Here is a 23,639-nt window from a genome sequence, read left to right as displayed (position 1 = left end):
TGAGCCCTGGGTGTCATGTGCTATGTCACACGCCATTGTTGGGGCGCGCCGACCGCTGAGACAGTGCCTCACACGCCTCGACACCCCACCGGGGCGCATCCGTTGTGGAGGACACCCCCATGCGCTATCGCTCCGCCCTGCCCGGACGCGGGTCCGAACGCACCGTCAGACGCGCGGCCGGTCGCCTGGCCGGACGCGCGGCCGGCGCCGCCGCCGTCTGCGTCACCGTCGCCGGGCTGCTGTCCACCCCCGCCCTGGCCGCTCCCCGCCAGCACACCGGGCCGGCCGCCACCGCGCCCCGGAAGGCGGTGCCCCGGCCGTCGCCCACCGGTGCGACCACGACCGCCGACGAGCGTCCCTCGGCCCAGCTCCGGCCGCTGAGCCCGCCCCGGCTCCGGCCCCGACTCCCCTTGCTGCGAACGCCGTCGACGCGCGGGCACCAGGAGACACCCGGGACCAAGGTGGCCGCCGCGGCCTCCTGCGCTCCGGCCGACTTCGGCGGCCGTACCGGTTCCGCCCTGGTCTCCTTGGTGAAGGCCTCGTCGACGGACTGCGTCAACACCCTGTTCTCGGTCACCGGCAAGGATGCCCACGACGTCTTCCGCCAGGCGCAGATGCTGACCGTGGCGAACGCGTACAGGAGCGGCGCCGGGCAGTACCGCGGCGACAACTCGGGCAGCCTGGAGCAGTTGGTCCTCTTCCTGCGCGCCGGTTACTACGCGCAGTTCAACCACCCCGGCGACGTCGGCTCGTACGACTCCCGGCTCACCAAGGCCGTCACCGCCGGCCTCGACTCCTTCTTCGCCCGCTCCCACTCGCGCGACGTCAGCGCGGCCAACGGCGACATTCTCGGCGAGACCGTCATCCTCACCGACAGCGCCGACCAGCAGGGCCGCTATCTCTACGTGTACCGGAGGCTGCTGAACGGCTACGACAGCTCCTACGACTCCGTCGACAGCATGATCGCGGCCGTCAACGACGTCTACACGCCCCTGTGGCGCGGCAACTGGAACCCGCAGTACGTGCGGGCGGTCGCCGCCGACCCGCGCGTCGTCGACACCCTGTACGACTTCGCGCTCGCCAACACGGATCTGCTGGGCACGACTTCGGCCTTCCTGGACTCCAACGCGGGAATGAACCTGGGGCGTTACGTCGAGCATCCGGAACTGCGCGACATCGCCGCGCCGCTCGCCAGGGACCTGCTGGACGAGACGGAGATCGTCGGCCCGACGGCCGGACTCTGGGTGGCCGTGGCCACCCAGGTGAACTACTACGACAGCGGCAACTGCTCCTACTACGACGTGTGCGGCCTGCCGGACCGGCTCACCACGGCCGTCCTGCCCACCACCCGCCACTGCGACGCGCACATCACCCTCCGCGCCCAGGCCCTGACCGCCGCCGAGCTCGACGCCGCCTGCGCGAGCGTCCTGAACCAGGACGCCTACTTCCGCTCACTGGTGCGGGCGGCCGGCCCGATACCCGGCCAGTACGTCTCGTCCCTCCAGCTCGTGGTCTTCGCGAGCCGCGCGGACTACCAGACCTACGCCGGCGCGATCTGGGGCATCAGCACCGACAACGGCGGCATGACCCTGGAGGGGAACCCCTCGGACCCGGCCAACCAGGCCACCTCGATCATGTACCAGAAGGCCTCCGACGACGGTTTCACGGCCCGGATCTGGAATCTCAACCACGAGTACACGCACTTCCTGGACGCCCGTGACGACATGCTGGGCGACTTCACGCGGCAGGTCTCCGTCCCCGACGTGTGGTGGATCGAGGGCCTCGCCGAGTACGTCTCCTACGGCTATCGGGGCATCGCCGACGACGAGGCGGTCCGGGAGGCCGGGAAGCACACCTACAAGCTCAGCACCCTCTTCGAGAGCACCTACGACAACAGCGACGTGACCCGGACCTACCCGTGGGGCTACCTCGCCGTGCGCTATATGACCCAGCGGCACCCCGACGACGTCCAGCGCATGCTCGCCCGCTTCCGCGTCGGTGACTACGCCGGCGGATACGCCGTCTACCACGACGGCATCGGCACCCGCTACGACGCCGACTTCGACCAGTGGCTCACCGCGTGCGCCGCGGGCGCCTGCGCCAGGCCCGCCACGGCCTGACCGCACGCGCCGACAAGGCGGCCGCCGACCGGGGACCCCGGTCGGCGGCCGTGTGCGTGCGCGGCCCCGGCGTCAGGCCACCGTCACCGGGAAGGTCGGGTACTCCACGCCGGAGACGTGCTGGACGACCCGGACCACCTGGCAGGAGTAGCCGAACTCGTTGTCGTACCAGAGGTAGAGGATCGCGTTGTCCCCGTCGACCTTGAGCGCGCCGGCGTCCACGATCGAGGCGTGGCGCGAGCCCATGAAGTCGCTGGAGACCGCGTCGGGCGCCGTGGTGAAGTCGATCTGGCGCTTGAGCGGCGAGGTCAGCGACACCTCGCGCAGGTAGTCGTGGACCTCCTCGCGGGTGGTCTCGCGGGCCAGCTGCAGATTGAGGATCGCGATCGAGACGTCCGGCACCGGGACACGGATCGAGCTGCCGCTGATCTTCGCCTTGAGATCGGGCAGCGCCTTGGCGACGGCGGAGGCGGCGCCGGTCTCGGTGATCACCATGTTGAGCGGCGCGGAGCGGCCACGGCGCTCGGCCTTGTGGTAATTGTCCAGCAGGTTCTGGTCGTTGGTGAACGAGTGGACGGTCTCCACGTGCCCGCGCAGCACGCCGTACTCGTCGTCCATCGCCTTCAGCGGCGGGACGATGGCGTTGGTGGTGCAGGAGGCGCAGGACAGGATCTGCTCGTCCGGCTTGATGGTGTCGTGGTTGACACCGTGCACGATGTTCGGGACGTCGCCCTTGCCCGGCGCGGTCAGCACGACCTTGTCGATACCGGGGCGCAGGTGCTGGGACAGGCCCTCGCGGTCGCGCCACTTGCCGGTGTTGTCGATGAGGATGGCGTCGCGGATGCCGTACTCGGTGTAGTCCACGTGCGACGGGTCGTCGGCGTAGATCACCTTGATCTCGTTGCCGTTGGCGATGATCGTGCTGCTGTCCTCGTCCACGGTGATGGTGCCCTGGAACTGGCCGTGGATGGAGTCGCGGCGCAGCAGCGAGGCGCGCTTGACGAGGTCGCCGGAGGCCTGGCCGCCGCCGCGGACGACGATGGCGCGCAGCCGCAGGCCGTTGCCGGAGCCGGCCTTCTCGATCAGCAGCCTGGCGACCAGTCGGCCGATGCGGCCGAAGCCGTACAGCACGACGTCGCGCGGCTGACGGCGTTCGATCCGGGCGGCGCCCGTGGCGCCGGCGACGGCCTCGGCGGTGAACTCCGCGACGCTCAGGCCGCGGTCGTCGGCCTGGTGCAGGGTGGCCAGCATGCCGAGGTCGATCTGCGAGGGCCCGAGGTCCAGGGCGGTCAGGGCCTGCAGATACGGCATGGTCTCGGTGACCGAGAGTTCCGCGCCGGCGATCTGCCGGGCGAAGCGGTGCGTCTTCAGGATGCTGACCACCGACTTGTTCACCAGGGAGCGGCTGTGCAGCAGGACGGTCACGTCCCGCTCGCGGTGCAGCTTCCCGATGAGCGGGATCATCGACTCCGCGATCTCCTCGCGGATCTTCCAGTTGGTGAACGAGTCGTCGTTGACAGTCACAGATCTATCTTTCGAGCTAGGCAGCGCTCATATGCTAACCACACCTTACGTGGATCATCTCGGGGGCCGGACCCCGGGGGTCCGTCGGGGGCGCGTTCCTGAATCAGGGTGGAAGTAAGGGAGAAACCCGAGTCGCGAAGGGGGTGCCGCCGGGGGCGTGCCCAAGGTCGGTCACGTGAGCACCTCTTCCGTCCCCCGGCCCGAGCCTGCCGCGCCCTCCCGGCCCCGTCGCCCGGTCCTGCCCCGGATCGCCCGACGCGGTGCACCGCAGGGGGCGCTGCCGGCCCTCGTCCTGTTCACGGTCGTCCGGCTCGCCGGGATCCTCGCCGTGATCCTCCTCAACGCGTCCCGGGGACGCCCGCTCGTGCGGAACCTCGCCCACTCCTGGGACTCCCGCTGGTACCTGCACATCGCCACCCACGGCTACGGCCGCCTCATCGACGTCACCCCGCAGGGTGCCGTCCAGACCGACTGGGCGTTCTTCCCCCTGTACCCCGCCCTCATCAGGGCGCTGACCGACCTGACGCCCCTCACTCCCGGCCAGGCCGCGATGCTCGTCGCCTGGGTGGCGGCGGCCGCGGCCGCGTACGGCGTCTACGTCATCGGCCACCAGCTGTACGGGCGGGGCGTCGCCACCGCGCTGGTCGCCCTGTGGGCCGTACTGCCGCATGCCGTCGAACTGACCATCGCCTACACCGAGTCACTGTTCGCCGCGCTGGCCGCGTGGTCCCTGTACTGCGTCCTCAAGGGCCGCTGGTGGTGGGCGGGCGGGCTGGCCGCGCTGGCGGGACTGGCCCGGCCCAGCGGGTTCGCGGTGGCGGCGGCCGTCGCGGTCGGGGCCGCCTACGAGGTGCTGCGGCGGCGCGGCCGGGTCCCGGCGAGCCTGTGGGCCGGGGCGGTGCTGGCCCCGGCGGGCTGGCTCGGCTATGTGCTGTGGGTGGGGCGGCGCACCGGCGATCCGCTCGGCGGCTATCTGCGGGTGCAGAGCGCCTGGGACTCCCGCTTCGACTTCGGCGCGGGCTCGCTGCGCTTCCTGCGCGCCCTGCTCCTGCACGGCGGCGGATTCGTCTACCCGGCCGCCGTGCTGATCCTCGCGGCGGCCGTCCTGCTGTTCGCGCTGCTGTGCCTGGAGCGGGCCCCGCTGGCCCTGGTGGTCTTCGCCGGGATCCTGATCCTGCTCGTGCTCGGTGGCTCCGGGTCCTTCTCGTCCAAGCCGCGGTTCCTGCTGCCGGCCTTCCCCCTGCTCATCCCGCCGGCCCGCGCGCTGGCCCGGTCCTGGCGCGGGCGACCGGCCGCCGCCGTCGTCGTCTACGGCGCCCTGACCGTGGCGTCCTTGCTGTTCGGCGCCTATGTGGTGGCGGTGGTCCACTCCCCGCTGTGAGCCACCGCCCCTCGGGCCGGAGTCGACCGGTCGGCTCAGCGCGGGTCGAAGACGACGCTGGCGAAGTGCTTGCCGGCGGGCGCGGCGTGGCCGGCGGCGAGCCGTGTCGCGGTGCCCTTGCACTTCTTTCGCGGGTAGACGACGAGCGGCCTCTTCGTCAAGTTCCGTGGGCCGCGCGCGTCCTGGGCCATGTCGAGGCACTTGTTCCGCGGCGGGGCCGTGATGGAGTAGGCCTTGCCGTCGGGGCCGATCCACAGGAACGTGTCGTCGGCGGCGAGGGCGGAACCGGTGGAGGTCAGAGCGAGGGTGAGCCCGCCGAGCACGGCGACGAGCGGACGACACAGGCGCATGTCGGTGTCCTTCGTGGGGTGGGGGAGGGGTACGAGACGCGGACGACGGCCGCATCCGCCATCTCACACCGCCGCCACGCCCGCCCCCATCGCCGACACGGGCACGTCAGCCGTCCGGAGGACCGGCGGTCCGGGGGACCCGCCGTCCAGCGAGGGGCCGGCCGTCCGTCCGGGGAGCGTGCCGTACGGCCGGATCGGTCCGTTCAGCGGACGGTGAAGCCCGCCGCCTTGGTGTCCAGGGTGGTGCCGCCGTCCTCGGCGGTGGCGAGGACGGCGACGTGCCAGGGACCGCGCGGGGAGCGTGCCGCCTCCGCAACGGTCACACCGGTCGTGTAGACGCAGCGCACGGCGTCCCCACCGGCGGGCCGGCAGGTGGCCGTCTCCGCCGTGGCCACCTCCTTGGCGGTCGGCTCCTTCTTGGCGAACGAGGAGTGCGCCGGCCAGGCGAGCACCCGCACGCTTCTGACGCCGGAGGACGCGGTGACCTCGGTGGTGAAGCTGAACGAGCCGGCACGGTCGGCATCGGGCGCGGTGTAGCGGGCGACGCCGTGCGCCAGGGCGGGAGGCCGGTCCCCCGCGAAGGCGAGGGCGAAGCCACCGGCAGCGGCGAGGACGACGGCGCCGGCGGCCGCGGACAGGACGATACGTCGTGACATGGGAGTTCTCCGTAGCTGCGTCGGTGGAGGCAACCGGCTTTCCCGGTCACGCCGTTGCCCCCGATCCTCCAGGCACGGGGACGCCCCGCGCCTGCGTACGGATACTCAAAGAGGACTGGGTACCGGGGCCCCAGACGGCTGCGCGGCCATCGCGTCCAGGCCGTGGCCATGGCCGGAGCGATAAGCCCTGGCGGGACCGAAGGTGCCGATCTCGCGCGTTGTTCACCGGGATGCCGATATGGCCGCCGGCCGCGGCGGTGGCCCGGTGCGCCGCGTCCTGCGCCGACCGGGTGGGATCGGGCGTGTCGCGGCAGATGCCGCGCCACGCGTCGCATCGGATGCGCGGGCCGCCGTGCGAAGGCCGCGATAGTGGGTAGGCGAGGGGATCCGAGGAAAGGATCGTCATGACGACCTATGTGATCAGCGTGCCCGGTACCTTCACCGCGGGGGCCGCGGCGGAGACCCGATCGCGGCTGGCCCGTGCGCTGCGGCCCGCCGATCCGCACGAGACGCGGCTGGGCAACGCCGAGGACCTGGACGTGCTCAGCGTCAACGACGACAACACGTTCACCCTGCGTCTGACCGTCGAGGCGGACAGCGGGCCGCACGCCGAGGAGAAGGCCCGCCGCCTCGCCGACGCCGCGCTGCGGGACGCCGGGCTCGACGACGGGAGCACGCCGCTGGGACCCGCGGTGATCACCGGCATCGACTCCGAGATCCGCTGATCGGATCGCGTCGACGTCACCCCGGAGGGCGAAATAACCCGATATAGATAAAATCAAGGCGTTTGCCGAACGTTCCGGCGGCGTGCCCACCGGGGGTCCGTCGCCCTCCGCCGGAAGAGGCCGATGCCCCGCAAGCGCGTGACGGACGAAGGCGACGAGCTGCTGGCCCGGCTCGGTTCGCTCACCGCTCAGGCGCGCCGCCGCGCGGAGCTCCAGCGCACCCAGGTGGAGCTGGCCATCGCCCTCCAACGGGGCATGCTGCCCCGGGACCTGCCCACCGCCCCGGGTCTGCACCTGGCCGTGCGGTACGCGCCGGCCAACTTCGGCCTCAACGTGGGCGGCGACTGGTACGACGCCTTCGCCATGCCCGACGGCCGGATCGGTCTGTCCATCGGTGACGTCCAGGGGCACAACATCGAGGCCGCCGCCTTCATGGGCCAGGTCCGGGCGGGCCTGCGCGCCCTCGCCTCGGTCAGCAGCGAACCGGGCGAACTCCTCGCCCGCACCAACGACCTGCTGCTCTCCCTGGGCAGCGAGCTGTTCGCCACCTGTACCTTCATGCGCCTCGACCCGGTCACCGCGGTGCTGGAGAGCGCGCGGGCCGGGCACACCCCGTATGTGTGGGCCACGGCCGACGGCAAGTCCGGCGTCGTCGACGACGAGGGAGGACCGCCGCTCGGGATCGGCAAGGGCATGGAGTACCCGGTGACCCGGCACCGGCTCACGACCGGCGGAGTCTTCGTCCTGGTCACCGACGGGGTGGTGGAGGGACCCTCCCTGAACATCGAGGACGGACTCGACCAGGTGGTGCGCCTCGCGGGCATCGCCGCCGTGGCCGGGCTGGAGGCGCACACCCTGGCCGGGGCCGTCATCAAGGGCGCCGAGAGCGTCGGACACGAGGACGACGCCGCCGTCCTCGTCGTAGGCCTCGACGGCCCCGCCGACCGGCGACGAGCCGACTGACGGCCCCGCGACCGACGGTCGGCGGCCGACCGCACCGGTGGGACAACGGGTACGCCATTACGCCAGAGGGCCGGAGCACGCCGACTCCCGCCTCGCCGAGCCCTGGCGGCCGGTGTGAGATGGCTGCTGTGGTGGGTATCGAGCATCTGCGCCGGCCGGGCGGCTACATCGCCCAGGTGCTCGCCGTCGCGGTCTGCTACTACGGGGCCGGCCGGCTCGGTCTGCTGCGGGAGCTGTCCGTCGAGGGCGCCGTCGTCACCCCCATCTACCCGCCGACCGGCGTCGCCGTCGCCGCCCTGCTGATCCTCGGCCTGCGCTGCTGGCCCGGCATCACCCTCGGCGCCCTCGGCGTCGTGCTCTCCGTGACCAGCTTCCGCCCCGACGTGCTCGGCATCCTCGTCGGCAACACCGCCGCACCCGTGTGCGCCGTGCTCCTGCTGCGCCGGGCCCACTTCCGCGACGACCTCGGCCGCTTGCGGGACGGCCTCGCCCTGGTCTTCCTGGCCGCCTTGACCGCCATGACGATCAGCGCCACCTTCGGCGTCGGCCTGCTCGTCCTTGCCGACCGGCTGGCCGCGCACAGCTTCTGGCCGGTATGGCTGGCCTGGTGGGTGGGAGACGCGATGGGCGTCCTGATCGTCACCCCGCTGCTGCTCCTGCTGCACCGGGCCCGCCGACCGCCACCGATGGACCGGTGGAAGGAGGCCACCGCGCTGACCGTCGTCGCCTGCTTCCTCGTACCGCTGGCCGTCTACAACCGCACCAGCGTGCTCTTCCTCGTCTATCCCCTCATCATCTGGGCCGCCCTGCGCTTCCAGCTCGCGGGCAGCGCGCTGTGCGCCCTGCTGACGTCCGTCGTGGCCACCGTCGCGGCGACCGACGGCGTCGGCTCCTTCGCCGGGCTGAGCCGGATCGAGGTCATGGCGAAACTACAGGCCTTCAACGGCGCGATGGCCCTGACCGCGCTGCTGCTGTCCGCCCTGATCACCGAGCAGCGCCACACCCGGCGCTCGGTGGAGAAGGCATGCCAGGAGCTGATCGAGGTGCTGGAACACCTCACCGCGGGCGACGCCCCGCCGCCCCGGCCGCACCCGGGCGCCGACGACACCGACGAGCGGCCGTGGCCCGGCGGGGCTCCCTGAGGCGTCCGAGGCGACCGGCGCGACGGGGCGCGGACGGCGTGTCGAACGCCGGGCCCGGGGCACTGGGAGACGATGGGCGGGGCCCCACGGGTGAGGGGCGGACCGGAGGACGAGAGCGGCATGGAGCAGCGCGCGGCACCACGGGGGCCGGCGGGCGCGGCGGACCAGGAGAGGGGGGCCGCCGTGGCGGGCGCCGATGACCCCGGGCGCCGCCGGGACGAGCGGATCCCACCGCCCTCGGGTGACGACACCGACGTACGCCGCCGTATCCCGCGCACCGACCTGCTGCTGCGCGACCCCCGGCTGGCCGAGGCGGTCGGCCGGCTCGGCACGCGCGTGGTGAAGGCAGCCGTCCGGGAGGCCCAGGAGCGGGCCCGGCAGGGGAGCATCGCGCCCGAACAGGTACCGCTGACGGCTCTCGCCCTGCTGCCCGGCACCGCCGGCGGTCTGCGTCCGCTGATCAACGCCACCGGGGTGCTGCTGCACACCAACCTCGGCCGGGCCCCGCTGTCGGCCGCCGCCCGGCAGGCCGTCCAGGAGGCGGCCGGCCCCACCGACGTCGAACTGGACCTGGAGACCGGCGTACGGGCCCGCCGGGGACGGTCCGCCCTCGCCGCGCTGCACGAGCGGGTGCCGTCCGCCGCCGCCGTGCACGTCGTCAACAACGGCGCCGCCGCGCTCGTGCTCGCCGCCACCGCGCTCGCCGCGGGCCGGGAGATCATCGTCAGCCGGGGTGAGATGGTGGAGATCGGCGACGGCTTCCGGCTGCCCGACCTGCTGGTCTCCACCGGCGCACGGCTGCGCGAGGTGGGTACGACCAACCGCACCGGCGCCGCCGACTACGCCGACGCGATCGGCCCGGACACCGGATTCGTGCTGAAGGTGCACCCCTCCAACTTCCGCATCACCGGCTTCACCCGGGCCGCCGGCATCGCCGAACTCACCGGTCTCGGCGTCCCGGTCGTCGTCGACATCGGCTCCGGACTGCTCGCGCCGCATCCGTCCCTGCCCGAGGAGCCCGACGCCGACACCCAGCTGCGTGCCGGTGCCGCGCTCGTCACCGCGAGCGGCGACAAACTGCTCGGCGGCCCCCAGTGCGGTCTGCTGCTCGGAGACCAGGAGCTGGTCCGCACCCTCGCCCGGCACCCACTGGCCCGCGCCCTGCGCGTCGACAAGCTCACCCTGGCCGCCCTGGAGGCCACCCTCACCGGGCCGCCCACCCCGACCGCCCTCGCGCTCACGTCCGACCCGCTCCTGCTGACCGGCCGGGCGACCCGGCTCGCCGCCGCCCTCGCCGCCGACGGCGTCGACGTGCAGGCGGTCGCCTGCGCGGCCACCGTCGGCGGCGGCGGCGCGCCCGGCGTCACCCTGCCGAGCGCCGCGCTCTCGCTGCCCGAGCCGTACGCCGCCGCGCTGCGCACCGGCAGCGTCCCGGTGGTGGGCCGGCTGGAGGCGGGCCGCTGCCTGCTGGACCTGCGGGCCGTACCGGAGGACGACGACGAACGACTCGCCCAGGCCGTCCGGGCGGTGGCGGGCGGCCGGCGCGACCGGCGCGCCGAGGAGGGATAGGCGGTCGTGATGCGGGTCCTCGCCACCGCCGGACACGTCGACCACGGCAAGTCGGCCCTGGTACGCGCCCTCACCGGCATGGAGCCCGACCGGTACGCCGAGGAGCGGCGCCGTGGCCTCACCCTCGACCTGGGCTTCGTGTGGACCAGGCTCGACCCGGACGGCGACCACCTCGCCTTCGTGGACGTACCCGGCCACGAGCGGTTCGTCGCCACCATGCTGGCAGGCGTCGGCCCGGTGCCCGCCGTGCTGTTCGTGGTCGCCGCCGACCAGGGCTGGCAGCCCCAGTCCGAGGAGCACCTGGCGATCCTCGACGCGCTCGGCGTCCGGCACGCCGTCCTCGCGGTGACCCGCAGCGACCTCGCCGACCCCGCACCCGTACGCGCCGACGCCCTCGAGCGGCTGGCCCGCACCTCCCTGGGGACGGTGGCCTCGGTCGCGGTCAGCGCGGTCACCGGCGCGGGCCTGACGGAGCTGCGCGGTGAACTGGCCCGGCTGGCCCGCGCCCTGCCCGCGCCCGACGCCGAGGCCGACGTGCGGCTGTGGCTGGACCGGTCCTTCACCGTCCACGGACACGGCACGGTGGTCACCGGCACCCTCGGCGCGGGCACCCTGCGGGTCGGCGACCGGCTGGTCAGCGGGGACGGCGAGAACCTCCTGCGGGTGCGCGGCCTGCAGAGCCTGCACGAGCCGCACACGGCCGTCGGCGCGGTGGCCCGGGTCGCCGTCAACGTGCACGGCCACGGCGCCGACGGCCTGGGCCGCGGGCAGGTGCTGCTGACCCCGGACCGCTGGCTGACCACCGAGGTCACCGACGTCCGGATCACCGGCGAGCCGGTCGCGGACCTGCCCCGCTTCCTCACCCTGCACATCGGCACCGCCGCCGTACCGGTCACCGTGCGCCCGCTCGGCGGGAACACCGCCCGGCTCACCCTCGACCGGGCCCTGCCCCTGCGCGTCGGCGACCGCGCGGTACTGCGCGAACCCGGCGGCGGCCGCACACCGTGCGCGGTCACCGTCCTGGACGTACGGCCGCCCCGGCTGGCCCGGCGCGGCGCCGGCCGGGCCCGCGCGAGCGAACTCGCCGGTCTGACGGGCCGCCCCGACGGCACCGCCGAACTGCGCCGCCGCCGACTGGTCCGCCGCGCCGACCTGCGGGCCATGGGTGTCCCCGCGCCCGGCGAACCCGTCGCCGGGGACTGGCTGGCGGACCCCGCGTACTGGACCTCCCTCGCGGAGCGGCTGGCCGCCGAGACCGAGCAGCACGCCCGCGCCCACCCGCTCGAACCCGGACTGCCCACCGAGGAGGCGCGCCGGCTGCTCGGCCTGCCCGACCGCGCCCTGGTCGACGCGCTCGCCACCGCGACACCCCGACTCCGGTCCGGACAAGGGCGCCTGTACCCGTCCGACCACCTCCGGCCGGTCCTCCCCGCGTCCGTCGGCCGGGCCGTGGACGCCGTGCGCCGGGACCTCGCCCGCGCCCCGTTCCGCGCACCCGAGGCCGGCCGGCTCTCCGAACTGGGGCTGGACCGCAAGGCGCTGGGCGCCGCGGTGGCCGCCGGGGTCCTGCTGCGTATCGCTGACGGGATCGTGCTGCTGCCCGGCGCGGACGCCCGGGCCGCCGCCGTACTGCGCGCCCTGCCGCAGCCGTTCACCCTCAGCGAGGCCCGGCGCGCCCTCGACACCACGCGCCGGGTGGCCGTACCGCTGCTGGAGTACCTGGACGCACGCGGCCACACCGAACGCGTCGACGACCAGCGACGATGCTGCCGTCCCGACGCGGTGAACGGAGGCGGACAGGAATCGAACCTGCCTGCCCGAGATCCTCGGGCACCTCGGTTTTGAAGACCGGGAGGGCCACCAGGCACCCACACGCCTCCACCGCTCGTCAGGCTACTGCCCCAGGAGACCGGGATGATCCCACCGACCCGCCAGGCGCCCGTCCGCCTCACACAGTTCGCCCACGGCGGCGGCTGCGCCTGCAAGATCCCGCCGGGTGAGCTGGAGGAGGTGGTCGCCGGGCTGACCGCGCCGACACTCGCCGGGGGCGACACCCCGCTGCTCGTCGGTCTCGCCACCGGCGACGACGCGGCCGTCGTCCTGCACCGGGGAACGGCGCTCGTGTGCACCGCCGACTTCTTCACCCCGGTCGTCGACGACCCCTACGACTGGGGTCGCATCGCCGCCGCCAACGCCCTGTCCGACGTGTACGCCATGGGCGGCCGGCCCGTCCTCGCCGTCAACCTGCTGGCCTGGCCGCGCGACCGGCTCCCGTTCGACCTGGCCCGCGAGGTGCTGCGCGGCGGCCTGGACATCGCCACCCAGGCGGGGTGCCACGTCGGCGGCGGACACAGCGTCGACGACCCCGAACCCAAGTACGGCATGGCCGTCACCGGGATCGCCGACCCGGGACGGCTGCTGCGCAACGACGCCGGCCGGCCCGGACTGCCCCTGTCGCTGACCAAACCGCTCGGCGTCGGCGTCCTGAACAACCGGCACAAGGCCACCGGTGAACGGTTCGAGCAGGCCATCGCCACCATGGCGGCCCTGAACCGGGAGGCCTGCGAAGCCGCGCTCGCCGCCGGCGCCGAGTGCGCCACGGACGTCACCGGCTTCGGCCTCCTCGGCCATCTGCACAAGCTGGCCCGGGCCTCCGGCGTCACCGCAGTCCTCGACACCGCGGCCGTGCCCTACCTGGACGGCGCCCGGGAGGCCGTACGCGACGGCTACGTCAGCGGCGGCACCCGGCGCAACCTCGCCTGGGTGGCCCCGCACACCGACTTCGGGGACACCGACGAGGACACCCGGCTGCTGCTGGCCGACGCGCAGACCTCCGGGGGCCTCCTCGTCGCGGGAGAGGTGCCGGGCGCGCCGGTGGTGGGGGAGCTGGTGCCGCGGGGGCCCCACTCGATCGTCCTGAAGTAGGGCCCCTCACGGCTCCCTTCCGGTGTTCTCGTCGATGCCCGCCCGCCGCCGGTAGGCCCGCACCAGCGCCGGGGCGTCCGGTCCCCGCGGCCGGCGCCCCGGGCGGATGTCGACGGCGAACGCCTTCGTCTCCTGGATGTGGGTGTTCGGGTCCAGCGACAGATGCACCAGCTCGTTGGCCGCGTCCCCGGTGGTGTAGCCGTTGGGGCCCCAGTGGTAGGGCAGGCCCACCTGCTGGAGCCTGCGCCCCTGCACGGTCAGCGGCGTCATCCGGTCGGTCACCAGCACCCGTGCCTCGATCACGCCCCGCGCGCTGACGATGGTCGCCCACCCGGTGTGCTCCAGACCCCGCTCCGCGGCCAGCTCCGGGGAGACCTCGCAGAAGAACTCCGGCTGCAGCTCCGCCAGATAGGGCTGCCAGCGGGACATGCCACCCGCGGTGTGGTGCTCGGTGAGCCGGTAGGTGGTGGCAACGTACGGGTACACCTGCGCGCCGGGCTCGTCGCCGCTGGGCTGATAGCGGTTGTCCGGATGCGGCGGCAGCAGCTGCCGTACCGGGTTGCGCTGCCTGCCGTACAGCAGGTTGGGGATCGGCGAGTCCTGCGGCTCGTAGTGCGCCGGCAGCGGACCGTCGGTCAGCCCGGACGGCGCGTACAGCCAGGCCTTGCCGTCGGCCTGCATGATGAACGGGTCCGTGCCCGCCAGCGCCTCCGGGCCGGTGGCGTCCTCGGGCGGCCGGTGACCGGGCGACTTGTCCTTCTTGAAGTCGGGCACGTCGTGCCCGGACCACTCGCCCTTGTCCCGGTCCCACCACACCAGCGCCTTGCGCTCGCTCCACGGCCTGCCCTCCGGATCCGCGGAGGCCCGGTTGTACAGGATGCGGCGATTGGCCGGCCAGGCCCACGCCCACTCGGCCGCCACCCAGTCCTGCTCCCGGCCGGGCTTGCGCCGGGCCGCCTGGTTGACCCCGTCGGCGTAGACGCCGCAGTAGATCCAGCAGCCGCAGGCCGTCGAGCCGTCCGGCCTCAGTTCCTCGTACGAGGAGAGCGGCCGGCCCCGCGCGTCATGGCCGTTGATCTCGGCGAGGACGGCCTCCGCGTCCGGTTCCGCGTGGCGCCCCTTCGTCGGATAGTCCCAGGCCAGGTCCAGCACCGGCCGGTCCATCTCATCGGAGGACCCGGCCAGCTTCTCCCGGACCCGCCGCCCCAGGTGGTAGGCGAACCACAGGTCGCTGCGCGCCTCACCCGGCGGCTCGACCGCCTGGTGGTGCCACTGCAACAGCCGCTGGGTGTTGGTGAAACTGCCGTCCTTCTCGGTGTGCGCCGCGGCCGGCATGAAGAACACCTCGGTGCGGATGTCCCGCGTGCGCAGCTCCCCGGTCTCGATCTCGGGGCCGTCCTTCCACCAGGTCGCCGACTCGATCAGGGAGAAGTCGCGGACCACCAGCCAGTCCAGGTTCGCCATCCCGAGCCGCATCAGCTTGGCGTCGGCGTTGCCCACCGCCGGGTTCTCACCGATCAGGAAGTAACCCTTGCAGACGCCCTCCAGCTGGGCCATCGTCGTCTCGTACGTCGAGTGCGAACCGGTCAGCCGGGGCAGGTAGTCGAAGCAGTAGTCGTTGTCCGCGCTCGCCGCGTCACCCCAGTAGGCCTTGAGCAGGCTCACCAGGTAAGCGCGCATGTTGCCCCAGTAGCCCTTGCGGACCGCCTCTGCCCGGACGAAGGCGTCCAGATCCTGGTTCTGGTGCGCGTGCGGCATCGGGATGTAGCCGGGCAGCAGGTTGAACAGGGTCGGGATGTCGGTGGATCCCTGGATGGAGGCGTGCCCGCGCAGCGCCAGGATGCCGCCGCCCGGCCGGCCGATGTTCCCCAGCAGGGTCTGCAGGATGGAGGCGGCGCGGATGTACTGCACGCCCACGGTGTGCTGCGTCCAGCCGACGGCGTAGGCGAAGGCCGTCGTCCGGTCGCGTCCGGAGTTCTCCGTGACCAGTTCGCACACCTGCCGGAACAGCTCGGGCGGCACCCCGCACACCTGCTCGACCATCTCCGGCGTGTACCGGGCGTAGTGCCGCTTGAGCACCTGGAAGACGCAGCGCGGGTGGGTCAGCGTCTCGTCCCGCTCCGGCTCGCCCTCACCGATGTCGGCGCCGCCCGAGCCGTGGGACTCGCCGCGCGCCGCCTCGGCGACCGAGGCACCGGCCCCGTCACCCGCCCCGGACTCCTGGTCCTGCTCGCCGGAGACCGCCCGCGTCTCGGTGCCCTCGTACTGCCAGGTGGTGTTGTCGTAGCTGCGGGTGCGGGAGGCCAGCCCGGAGAAGACGCCGTCCAGGTCCTCGGTGTCCTCGAAGTCCTCCCGCAGGATCGTCGGGGCGTTGCTGTACGCCACGATGTAGTCGCGGAAGTACTTCTCCTGCCGCAGGACGTAGTTGATGATCCCACCGAGGAACGCGATGTCCGAGCCCGCGCGCAGCGGCACGTGCACGTCGGCCAGCGCGCTGGTGCGGGTGAACCGCGGGTCGACGTGGATCACCTTCGCGCCCCGCGCCTTGGCCTCCATCACCCACTGGAACCCCACCGGATGGCATTCGGCCATGTTGGAGCCCTCGACGACGATGCAGTCCGCGTTCTGCAGATCCTGCTGGAACGTGGTCGCGCCACCGCGGCCGAACGAGGTTCCCAGACCGGGAACGGTGGAGGAGTGTCAAACACGCGCCTGGTTCTCGATCTGGATCGCGCCGAGCGCGGTGTAGAGCTTCTTGAGGAGGTAGTTCTCCTCGTTGTCGAGCGTGGCGCCGCCCAGGCTCGCGACGCCGAGCGTGCGCCGGGTGCGGGCGCCGTCGGCCTCCCACTGCCAGCCGGCCCGGCGGGCCTCGATCACCCGCTCGGCGATCATGTCCATCGCGGTGTCGAGGTCCAGCCGCTCCCACCCGGTGCCGTACGGGCGCCGGTGGAGGACATAGTGCTCGCGAGCGTCGCCGGTGGTCAGCTGGAGACTGGCCGCGCCCTTGGGGCACAGCCGTCCGCGGGAAATGGGGGAGTCCGGGTCGCCCTCGATCTGGGTGACCCGTTCATCCTGCACGTACACGTTCTGGCCACAGCCCACCGCGCAGTACGGGCAGATCGACTTCACCACCCGGTCCGCGGTGGCGACCCGCGGGCTGAGCCGCTCACTGGGCCCGCTCTTGGCGGCGGCGCCCCGGCCCAGGGGATCGGTGCCGGTGAGCTGCCGGTAGACCGGCCAGGACTCGATCCAGGTGCGTACGCCCACGCCCGCCTCCTTCCGCTCGCTGCCTCGATCATCCCGCGGTCACGGCACTTTCGCCGCGCGAGCGGCGAAGTACCCCTTCCCGTCGGTGCCAAACGCGGCCCGTGGCCACGCGCCACGGCGTCAACGCTCGCGCGCCCGGACCCTCTCCCGCTGCGGTACGACCGTGTATTTGGGGTCCTCGGCCGACGCCACCCCGGCGTAGAACACGGCGAACCTCAGGGCCGCGGACCCGGTCAGCAGGGCCGCGCCCGCGACCGCGGCCAGGCGCCTGTCGGGCCCCCGCCCCGACAGGCAGGCCAGCACCGCACCGCCCGCGGTGAGGCTCTCCGCCGCCCGCAGCAGCCGGTGCGGCGTGCCCCGCTCGAAGGGCTCGGCGGCCAGGCCCATGCGCCCCCGCATGAGACGGAAGACGCCCAGTTCCAGCACGGACCCGAGCGCGGCCATCCGGCGGGCCGGTCCGGCCTCCTCGGCCGGTGCCGCGATCAGGGCGAGGCCGGCCGCGGCGGTCGCGCCCGAGCCGGCGAAGACGAACGGCAGCTCCCGGTAGCCCTCGTGCCAGGACGGCACCGCCGTGTCCGCGATCAGCACCGCGGTGTAGGTCGCGACCGCCGGACCGAGCACGGCGGCGCCCGCCGTCGCCGCGACGCCCACCGCACGCCAGCGGCCGGTCACGTCGGCCGCCGCCGATGCCAGCGTCAGCGGCGCGTAGCCCGTCAGCAGCCACGAGCCCACGCTCATCGGCGACGTCGGCTTGAAGACACGCAGCATGTTCAGGAAACGGCCGGGCCGCCCCAGGTCGTGCACCAGGGCCGCCAGCGACAGCGAGACGCCCGCCGCGGCCCCGAGCCTCGCGGGTCTGCCCAGGCCCGGCCGGCCGGTCATCTCGGCCCCCGCCGCCAGCAGTGAGGACGCCCCGGCCAGACCGCCGAGGTACAGATAGCCGGCGATGTCCAGCGCCTTCCACGTCGGCTTCTTCAGCACGGGCCTGCCGTAGTACGACGAGAACTCGGCGTCCGGCACCATCGGCTGCTCGCCCCGCCCGCGACGGCGCCGACGGCGGCCCGCCTGCGCACCCGTCGTCGCCTCCCGCCCGGGCCGCTCGCCCCGCACACCCGCACGCGTGACATCCGAGCCGGTCGTCCCGGCGGGCCCGGTCTCCGCACGCCGCGCCCACCGCGTGGCACCCGCGTACGCGCGCCATGGCCGCCTCACGCCCCGGCCTCCTCTCGCCCCGCGCCACCGGCCGCCGCACGCCACCGCGCTCCGCGCGCCGCCGGCCCGCGCACGCCCGCGGCGAGGTGGCGGGTGTCCTCGCCGCCGTTCATCGCGGCCGTCGCACGAAGCTGCCGACCGCGAGGGCGGTCAGGGAGACGGCGGCGAGCGCCGCGTGCCGCCACATGTCGGGCAGGTCCCGGGTGGTGACCACCGGGTCCGGGGGCAGCCCGTACACCTCCGGCTCGTCGAGCAGCAGGAAGAACGCCCCGTCGCCGCCGACCCCGTCGCCCGGGTCCTCGCCGTAGAGGCGGGCGTCGGTCACCCCGGCCGCGTGCAGCTGTGCCACCCGGCCCCGGGCCCGCTCGCGGAGCTCGTCGAGCGGACCGAACTGGATGGATTCGGTGGGACAGGACTTGGCGCAGGCGGGTTCCATCCCGACGCCGAGCCGGTCGTAGCACAGCGTGCACTTCCACACCCGGCCGTCGTCCTTGCGCTGGTCGATGACGCCGTAGGGGCACGCGGGCACGCAGTAGCCGCAGCCGTTGCAGACGTCCTCCTGCACGACGACCGTGCCGAACTCGGTGCGGAACAGCGCCCCCGTGGGGCACACGTCCAGACAGGCCGCGTGGGTGCAGTGCTTGCACACGTCGGAGGACATCAGCCAGCGCAGTTCGGTGCGGCCGTCGGGGGACACCGGGGCGATCCGGTCGGCGGCGCCGGAATCGGACGCCGGGGCCGGCGGGGGAGCGGTGGCCGCCCGGCCGGGCGGCGGGGCGCCGGTGCCGAGGCGGGAGGCGGCCGCGAACACGTCCATGTCCTCCTGGTCCTCGTGCGCCACCCCCGGCTCCTGGCCGCCGAGCGGCTTGCGCTGCTCGATGAAGGCGACGTGCCGCCAGGTGTCGGCACCCAGTGCCTGCGTGTTGTCGTAGGACATGCCGGTCAGTTCCAGGCCGTCCTCGGGGACGGCGTTCCACTCCTTGCAGGCCACCTCGCAGGCCTTGCAGCCGATGCACACGGAGGTGTCGGTGAAGAACCCCATCCGCGGCGGGGCGTCCGGGTAGCCGGATGCCCCGGCCACGTCCGGCTGCGGCCCGTACAACAGGTCGTGACGATCCGCGCCGCCGCCCACCGCGCTCCACCCGCCGGTCCCGCTCATGCGTGCCTCCCGGTGCTCCCTACGAGCGTGGCACGGGTGCCCGGGCTCCGCTCGTGCGAAACGACCCGGGAAGGCGACGCGGGTGACGCGGGTGACGCGGGTGACGCGGGTGACGCGGGTGTCGAACCCAACCCACTACCCGCTCGATTCGTCTTCATGCCGGTCTCGGCTGGGTCATTTCATGATCGTCCGAGGTTGGCCGATCGCTTTGTCCGATGCCGCGGAACTGAGTTACTCTGCGGCGTATTTTTCTCATCACGCAGATCCGTGAACTGCGGAAATGCACACACCAGTGTCCGGGGCAGGCCGCGTGCCCGGCAGTGGTTCCGAGCCCTCCCGCCCGAGGGCTCCTGGGGAGCGGAACGAGGGTGCGCATGGCCGGCAAGGTAATCGGGACGACCGACGCGGTCCCGGGGGACCAGGAACTGAGGAGACTGCTCGCGGGGCTGACCGCGGTGCGCGACGGAGACTTCGGCACCCGGCTGCCGGACGACTCCACCGGGCTCATGGGCGACATCGCGACCGTCTTCAACGGCATGGTCGACCAGTTGTCCGTGTTCACCTCGGAAGTCACCCGTGTGGCCAGGGAGGTGGGCACCGAGGGGACCCTCGGCGGCCAGGCACAGGTACCGGGCGTCTCCGGCACCTGGGCCGACCTCACCGACTCCGTCAACGCCATGGCGGGCAACCTCACCACCCAGGTCCGGGACATCGCGCAGGTCGCCACCGCCGTGGCCAAGGGCGACCTCTCCCAGAAGATCGACGTTCCCGCGCGCGGCGAGATCCTCCAGCTGAAGGAGACCGTCAACACGATGGTCGACCAGCTGTCCGCGTTCGCCGACGAGGTGACCCGTGTCGCGCGGGAGGTCGGCACGGAAGGCCGCCTCGGGGGCCAGGCACAGGTGCCCGGGGTCGCCGGTGTGTGGCGCGACCTGACGGACTCGGTGAACTTCATGGCCGGGAACCTGACGGCTCAGGTGCGCAACGTCGCCCAGGTGACGACCGCGGTGGCGCAGGGTGACCTGTCGCAGAAGATCACGGTGGACGCGCGGGGCGAGATCCTGGAGCTGAAGAGCACCATCAACACGATGGTCGACCAGCTGTCCGCGTTCGCCGACGAGGTCACCCGCGTCGCGCGCGAGGTGGGCACCGAGGGCCGGCTCGGTGGCCAGGCGGACGTCAAGGGCGTCAAGGGCACCTGGCGCGACCTGACGGACTCGGTGAACTTCATGGGCGGGAACCTGACGGCCCAGGTGCGCAACGTCGCCCAGGTGGCCACGGCGGTGGCGCAGGGCGACCTGTCGCAGAAGATCACGGTGGACGCGCGGGGCGAGATCCTGGAGCTGAAGAACACCATCAACACGATGGTCGACCAGCTGTCCGCGTTCGCCGACGAGGTGACCCGCGTCGCGCGCGAGGTGGGCACCGAGGGCCGGCTCGGCGGCCAGGCTCAGGTGCGCGGGGTCGCCGGCACCTGGAAGGACCTCACCGACAACGTCAACGTGATGGCCTCCAACCTGACCGGCCAGGTCCGCTCCATCGCCCAGGTCGCCACCGCCGTCGCCAAGGGCGACCTCTCCCAGAAGATCACCGTCGAGGCCAAGGGCGAGGTCGCCGCCCTCGCCGACGTCATCAACACGATGGTCGACACCCTGTCCGCGTTCGCCGACGAGGTGACGCGCGTGGCCCGCGAGGTGGGCACCGAGGGCCGGCTCGGCGGCCAGGCGCACGTGCCTAACGTCGCCGGCACCTGGAAGGACCTCACCGACAACGTCAACTCCATGGCCAACAACCTCACCGGCCAGGTGCGCAACATCGCGCTGGTGACCACCGCCGTGGCCAAGGGCGACCTGTCGAAGAAGATCGACGTCGACGCCCGCGGCGAGATCCTCGAACTGAAGACCACCATCAACACGATGGTCGACCAGCTGTCCGCGTTCGCCGACGAGGTGACCCGCGTCGCCCGCGAGGTCGGCACCGAGGGCCGGCTCGGCGGACAGGCCGAGGTCGAGGGCGTCTCGGGCACCTGGAAGCGGCTCACCGAGAACGTGAACGAACTCGCCGGGAACCTCACCCGGCAGGTCCGCGCCATCGCCGACGTGGCCAGCGCCGTCGCCGAGGGCGATCTGACCCGCTCGATCACCGTCGACGCCTCCGGCGAGGTCGCCGACCTCAAGGACAACATCAACTCCATGGTGGAGTCCCTGCGCGAGACGACCCTGGCCAACCAGGAACAGGACTGGCTCAAGACCAACCTCGCCCGGATCTCCGGCCTCATGCAGGGCCACCGCGACCTGCCGGTCGTCGCCGAACTCATCATGGACGAGCTGGCCCCCCAGGTGTCCGCGCAGTACGGCGCCTTCTACCTCGCCGAGGACGGCGAGTCCGGCCCCGAGCTGCGCCTCGTCGGCTCCTACGGCCGTCCCGAGGAGGACACCCGGCCCGTCCGCATGTCCTTCGGCCGCACCCTGGTCGGTCAGGCCGCGCGCAGCCGCCGCACCATCGCCGTGGACGCGCTGCCGACCGGGTACGTCACCATCTCCTCCGGGCTGGGACAGATCGAGCCCACCGCGCTGCTGCTGCTGCCCATCGTCTTCGAGGAGCAGGTCCTCGGCGTCATCGAACTGGCCTCGGTCACCCGGTTCACCCAGATCCACCGGGACTTCCTGCAGCAGCTGGTGGACACCATCGGCGTCAACGTCAACACCATCGTCGCCAACGCGCGCACCGACGAACTGCTCGAGGAGTCGCAGCGGCTGACCAGCGAACTGCAGTCCCGCTCGGCGGAGTTGCAGGCGCGCCAGGAGGAACTCCAGAGCTCCAACGCCGAACTGGAGGAGAAGGCCTCGCTGCTGGCCGACCAGAACCGCGACATCGAGGCGAAGAACCTGCAGATCGAGCAGGCCCGGCAGGAACTGGAGGCGCGTGCCCAGCAGTTGTCGCTCGCCTCGAAGTACAAGTCCGAGTTCCTCGCCAACATGAGCCACGAGCTGCGCACCCCGCTGAACAGCCTGCTCATCCTCGCGCAGCTGCTGGCCCAGAACCCCTCGCGCAACCTCACCCCCAAGCAGGTGGAGTACGCGGGCATCATCCACTCCGCCGGCTCGGACCTGCTCCAGCTGATCAACGACATCCTGGACCTGTCCAAGGTCGAGGCGGGCAAGATGGACGTGACACCGGAGCGTGTCCCGCTGCGCCAGCTGATCGACTACGTCGAGGCCACCTTCCGCCCGATGACCTCGCAGAAGAGCCTCGAGTTCACCGTCGCCACCGCTGCCGGAGCCCCCGCCGACCTGCTCACGGACGACTCCCGGCTGCGGCAGATCCTGCGCAACCTGCTGTCCAACGCGGTCAAGTTCACCGAGCAGGGCGGCGTCGAACTGCGCGTCGAACCCGCCGCCGACGACGAGGTGCCCCCCGGCGTGGTGCGCGGCAGCGCGATCGTCGCGTTCCGGGTGCGGGACACCGGCATCGGCATCCCCGAACAGCAACTGGAGACGATCTTCGGCGCGTTCCAGCAGGCGGACGGGACCACCAGCCGCAAGTACGGCGGCACCGGCCTCGGCCTGTCCATCACCCGCGAGATCGCCCACCTGCTCGGCGGCGCCGTCAGCGTCGACAGCACGCCGGGCAAGGGCAGCACCTTCACGCTCTTCCTGCCCGTGGCCCGGCCGGACTTCGAAGAGGTCCTGCGCGGCGGACGCACCGTCCCGAAGCCCATCGAGCCGGCCCGGACCGACGAGACGAGCGAGGACGGCCCGCCGGGCGCCCCGCTCGTCACCGCCAAGCGGCAGCGCGTGCGCCGTCTGCTCGTCGTCGAGGAGCGCCCGCGCGGACTGCTGACGCTCGTCGCCGAGAGCGTGGTCGGAGACCTCGCGCACGCTCGCGCCGACGACACCGAAACCCCCGTCGACATCATCACCGCGGTCGGCGCCCAGGAGGCGGCGGGCACCCTCGCCGCCGAGCCCTGCCACTGCGTCGTGGTCGAACTGGGCATGCCGGACGGGGAGTCCGCCCGCTTCCTGGACGCCCTGCGCGGGGACTCCGCCCTGGCGAGCGTCCCGGTACTGGTGCACAGCTCGCACCGCAGCGAGCACGCCGTCGACGGGGCCGAGGGTCCGCTGGAGTACCTGTTCAGCCTCGACGAACTGCGCGAGCGGATCGCGCTGCACCTGTCGGCCGAGGAGCCCGGCGAGGTACTCACCCTGGTCCGCAACGACGAGCCGCAGATCACCGCCCCGCACCTGATCGACGAGCACACCCGCGGTCGTACCGTCCTCGTCGTCGACGACGACGCCCGCAACCTGTTCGCGCTCAGCGGCATCCTCGAACTGCACGGCTTCCGCGTGCTGCACGCGGAGAACGGCCGCAAGGGCATCGAGACGCTGGTGAACCATCCGGACGTCGAACTCGTGCTGATGGACGTGATGATGCCCGAGATGGACGGCTACACGGCCACGGCGGAGATCCGCAAGATGTCGCGCTACGCCGACCTGCCGGTCATCGCCGTCACCGCCAAGGCCATGCAGGGCGACCGGGAGAAGAGCCTGGCCTCGGGCGCGAGCGACTACGTCACGAAGCCGGTGGACACCCATGACCTCATCGCCTGCGTCCGGCGCTGGCTCCCCGCGTGAGGACGGCGACGA

Annotated in this window: 14 protein-coding genes, 1 tRNA gene and 1 pseudogene; 9 read left to right on the top strand and 7 right to left on the bottom strand. The window is 72.8% G+C overall.

Translation table 11 applies throughout. The features are described from left to right. Window positions 1-119: 119 nt before the first annotated feature. Window positions 120-2,120, top strand: coding sequence for a collagenase (locus ACIBA9_RS29250; RefSeq protein WP_399367613.1), 2,001 nt, complete (start codon window positions 120-122; stop codon window positions 2,118-2,120). A gap of 72 nt (window positions 2,121-2,192) precedes the next feature. On the opposite strand, the gene ACIBA9_RS29245 is transcribed toward ACIBA9_RS29250, so the two are convergent. Then, on the bottom strand, window positions 2,193-3,644 hold the full coding sequence (locus ACIBA9_RS29245) for a glyceraldehyde-3-phosphate dehydrogenase (RefSeq protein WP_362164427.1): 1,452 nt from the start codon (window positions 3,642-3,644) through the stop codon (window positions 2,193-2,195). 175 nt (window positions 3,645-3,819) lie between these two features. Between ACIBA9_RS29245 and ACIBA9_RS29240 the strand changes: the two genes are divergently transcribed. Continuing rightward, window positions 3,820-5,025 (top strand): hypothetical protein, encoded by a 1,206-nt coding sequence (locus tag ACIBA9_RS29240; protein WP_399367611.1) that lies wholly within the window; start codon window positions 3,820-3,822, stop codon window positions 5,023-5,025. A 35-nt stretch (window positions 5,026-5,060) separates the two neighbouring features. Here the strand turns inward: ACIBA9_RS29240 and ACIBA9_RS29235 are convergent, their stop codons facing one another. Together ACIBA9_RS29235 and ACIBA9_RS29230 are read right to left on the bottom strand one after the other, a co-directional pair. Then, the gene (locus ACIBA9_RS29235) at window positions 5,061-5,375 is read right to left on the bottom strand and encodes a hypothetical protein (RefSeq protein ID WP_399367609.1); all 315 of its coding nucleotides are present in this window, start codon (window positions 5,373-5,375) and stop codon (window positions 5,061-5,063) included. Window positions 5,376-5,578: 203 nt separating this feature from the next. Then, window positions 5,579-6,031: a DUF5707 domain-containing protein gene (locus tag ACIBA9_RS29230; protein WP_399367607.1), complete on the bottom strand. Its 453-nt coding sequence runs from the start codon at window positions 6,029-6,031 to the stop codon at window positions 5,579-5,581. Between the two features lie 404 nt (window positions 6,032-6,435). Between ACIBA9_RS29230 and ACIBA9_RS29225 the strand changes: the two genes are divergently transcribed. From ACIBA9_RS29225 to ACIBA9_RS29205, 5 genes and pseudogenes are all read left to right on the top strand, one after another. Then, the gene (locus tag ACIBA9_RS29225; protein WP_399367605.1) at window positions 6,436-6,756 is read left to right on the top strand and encodes a hypothetical protein; all 321 of its coding nucleotides are present in this window, start codon (window positions 6,436-6,438) and stop codon (window positions 6,754-6,756) included. 123 nt (window positions 6,757-6,879) lie between these two features. Continuing rightward, window positions 6,880-7,719: a PP2C family protein-serine/threonine phosphatase gene (locus ACIBA9_RS29220; protein ID WP_399367603.1), complete on the top strand. Its 840-nt coding sequence runs from the start codon at window positions 6,880-6,882 to the stop codon at window positions 7,717-7,719. 128 nt (window positions 7,720-7,847) lie between these two features. Beyond that, a complete protein-coding gene (locus tag ACIBA9_RS29215; RefSeq protein WP_399367742.1) occupies window positions 7,848-8,861 on the top strand; it encodes an MASE1 domain-containing protein in 1,014 nt (337 codons plus the stop codon). A 120-nt stretch (window positions 8,862-8,981) separates the two neighbouring features. Continuing rightward, complete coding sequence (selA, locus tag ACIBA9_RS29210; protein ID WP_399367601.1) at window positions 8,982-10,430, top strand: L-seryl-tRNA(Sec) selenium transferase; 1,449 nt, start codon at window positions 8,982-8,984, stop codon at window positions 10,428-10,430. 9 nt (window positions 10,431-10,439) lie between these two features. Continuing rightward, a pseudogene (locus tag ACIBA9_RS29205) lies at window positions 10,440-12,182 on the top strand (SelB C-terminal domain-containing protein); the annotation flags it as partial. Between the two features lie 35 nt (window positions 12,183-12,217). Here ACIBA9_RS29205 and ACIBA9_RS29200 read toward each other — a convergent pair. After that, window positions 12,218-12,310 (bottom strand) — tRNA-Sec (locus ACIBA9_RS29200). 34 nt (window positions 12,311-12,344) lie between these two features. Between ACIBA9_RS29200 and selD the strand changes: the two genes are divergently transcribed. Continuing rightward, on the top strand, window positions 12,345-13,355 hold the full coding sequence (gene selD / locus ACIBA9_RS29195) for a selenide, water dikinase SelD (protein ID WP_362164442.1): 1,011 nt from the start codon (window positions 12,345-12,347) through the stop codon (window positions 13,353-13,355). Window positions 13,356-13,361: 6 nt separating this feature from the next. Here selD and fdh read toward each other — a convergent pair whose 3' ends face one another. The 3 genes from fdh to ACIBA9_RS29180 form a co-directional block, all read right to left on the bottom strand. After that, on the bottom strand, window positions 13,362-16,622 hold the full coding sequence (gene fdh / locus ACIBA9_RS29190) for a formate dehydrogenase (RefSeq protein WP_399367599.1): 3,261 nt from the start codon (window positions 16,620-16,622) through the stop codon (window positions 13,362-13,364). A gap of 120 nt (window positions 16,623-16,742) precedes the next feature. After that, the gene (gene nrfD / locus ACIBA9_RS29185) at window positions 16,743-17,645 is read right to left on the bottom strand and encodes an NrfD/PsrC family molybdoenzyme membrane anchor subunit (RefSeq protein WP_399367740.1); all 903 of its coding nucleotides are present in this window, start codon (window positions 17,643-17,645) and stop codon (window positions 16,743-16,745) included. Between the two features lie 298 nt (window positions 17,646-17,943). Continuing rightward, a complete protein-coding gene (locus ACIBA9_RS29180; RefSeq protein WP_399367597.1) occupies window positions 17,944-18,993 on the bottom strand; it encodes a 4Fe-4S dicluster domain-containing protein in 1,050 nt (349 codons plus the stop codon). A 374-nt stretch (window positions 18,994-19,367) separates the two neighbouring features. Between ACIBA9_RS29180 and ACIBA9_RS29175 the strand changes: the two genes are divergently transcribed. Continuing rightward, the gene (locus ACIBA9_RS29175) at window positions 19,368-23,627 is read left to right on the top strand and encodes a HAMP domain-containing protein (RefSeq protein WP_399367595.1); all 4,260 of its coding nucleotides are present in this window, start codon (window positions 19,368-19,370) and stop codon (window positions 23,625-23,627) included. Window positions 23,628-23,639: the final 12 nt, after the last annotated feature.

It is taken from the genome of Streptomyces sp. NPDC051452 (assembly GCF_044454765.1).
GTDB lineage: Bacteria > Actinomycetota > Actinomycetes > Streptomycetales > Streptomycetaceae > Streptomyces.
This window is presented reverse-complemented; position numbering and strand designations above follow the sequence as displayed.

What these genes read in the sequence shown, in the direction of transcription:
- selA (WP_399367601.1), top strand. Translation starts at nt 8,982, where the DNA reads ATGGAGCAGCGCGCGGCACCACGGGGGCCGGCGGGCGCGGCGGACCAG.
- ACIBA9_RS29235 (WP_399367609.1), bottom strand. Translation starts at nt 5,375, where the DNA reads ATGCGCCTGTGTCGTCCGCTCGTCGCCGTGCTCGGCGGGCTCACCCTC.
- ACIBA9_RS29230 (WP_399367607.1), bottom strand. Translation starts at nt 6,031, where the DNA reads ATGTCACGACGTATCGTCCTGTCCGCGGCCGCCGGCGCCGTCGTCCTC.
- ACIBA9_RS29220 (WP_399367603.1), top strand. Translation starts at nt 6,880, where the DNA reads ATGCCCCGCAAGCGCGTGACGGACGAAGGCGACGAGCTGCTGGCCCGG.
- ACIBA9_RS29175 (WP_399367595.1), top strand. Translation starts at nt 19,368, where the DNA reads ATGGCCGGCAAGGTAATCGGGACGACCGACGCGGTCCCGGGGGACCAG.
- ACIBA9_RS29225 (WP_399367605.1), top strand. Translation starts at nt 6,436, where the DNA reads ATGACGACCTATGTGATCAGCGTGCCCGGTACCTTCACCGCGGGGGCC.
- nrfD (WP_399367740.1), bottom strand. Translation starts at nt 17,645, where the DNA reads ATGGTGCCGGACGCCGAGTTCTCGTCGTACTACGGCAGGCCCGTGCTG.
- ACIBA9_RS29180 (WP_399367597.1), bottom strand. Translation starts at nt 18,993, where the DNA reads ATGAGCGGGACCGGCGGGTGGAGCGCGGTGGGCGGCGGCGCGGATCGT.
- ACIBA9_RS29250 (WP_399367613.1), top strand. Translation starts at nt 120, where the DNA reads ATGCGCTATCGCTCCGCCCTGCCCGGACGCGGGTCCGAACGCACCGTC.
- selD (WP_362164442.1), top strand. Translation starts at nt 12,345, where the DNA reads ATGATCCCACCGACCCGCCAGGCGCCCGTCCGCCTCACACAGTTCGCC.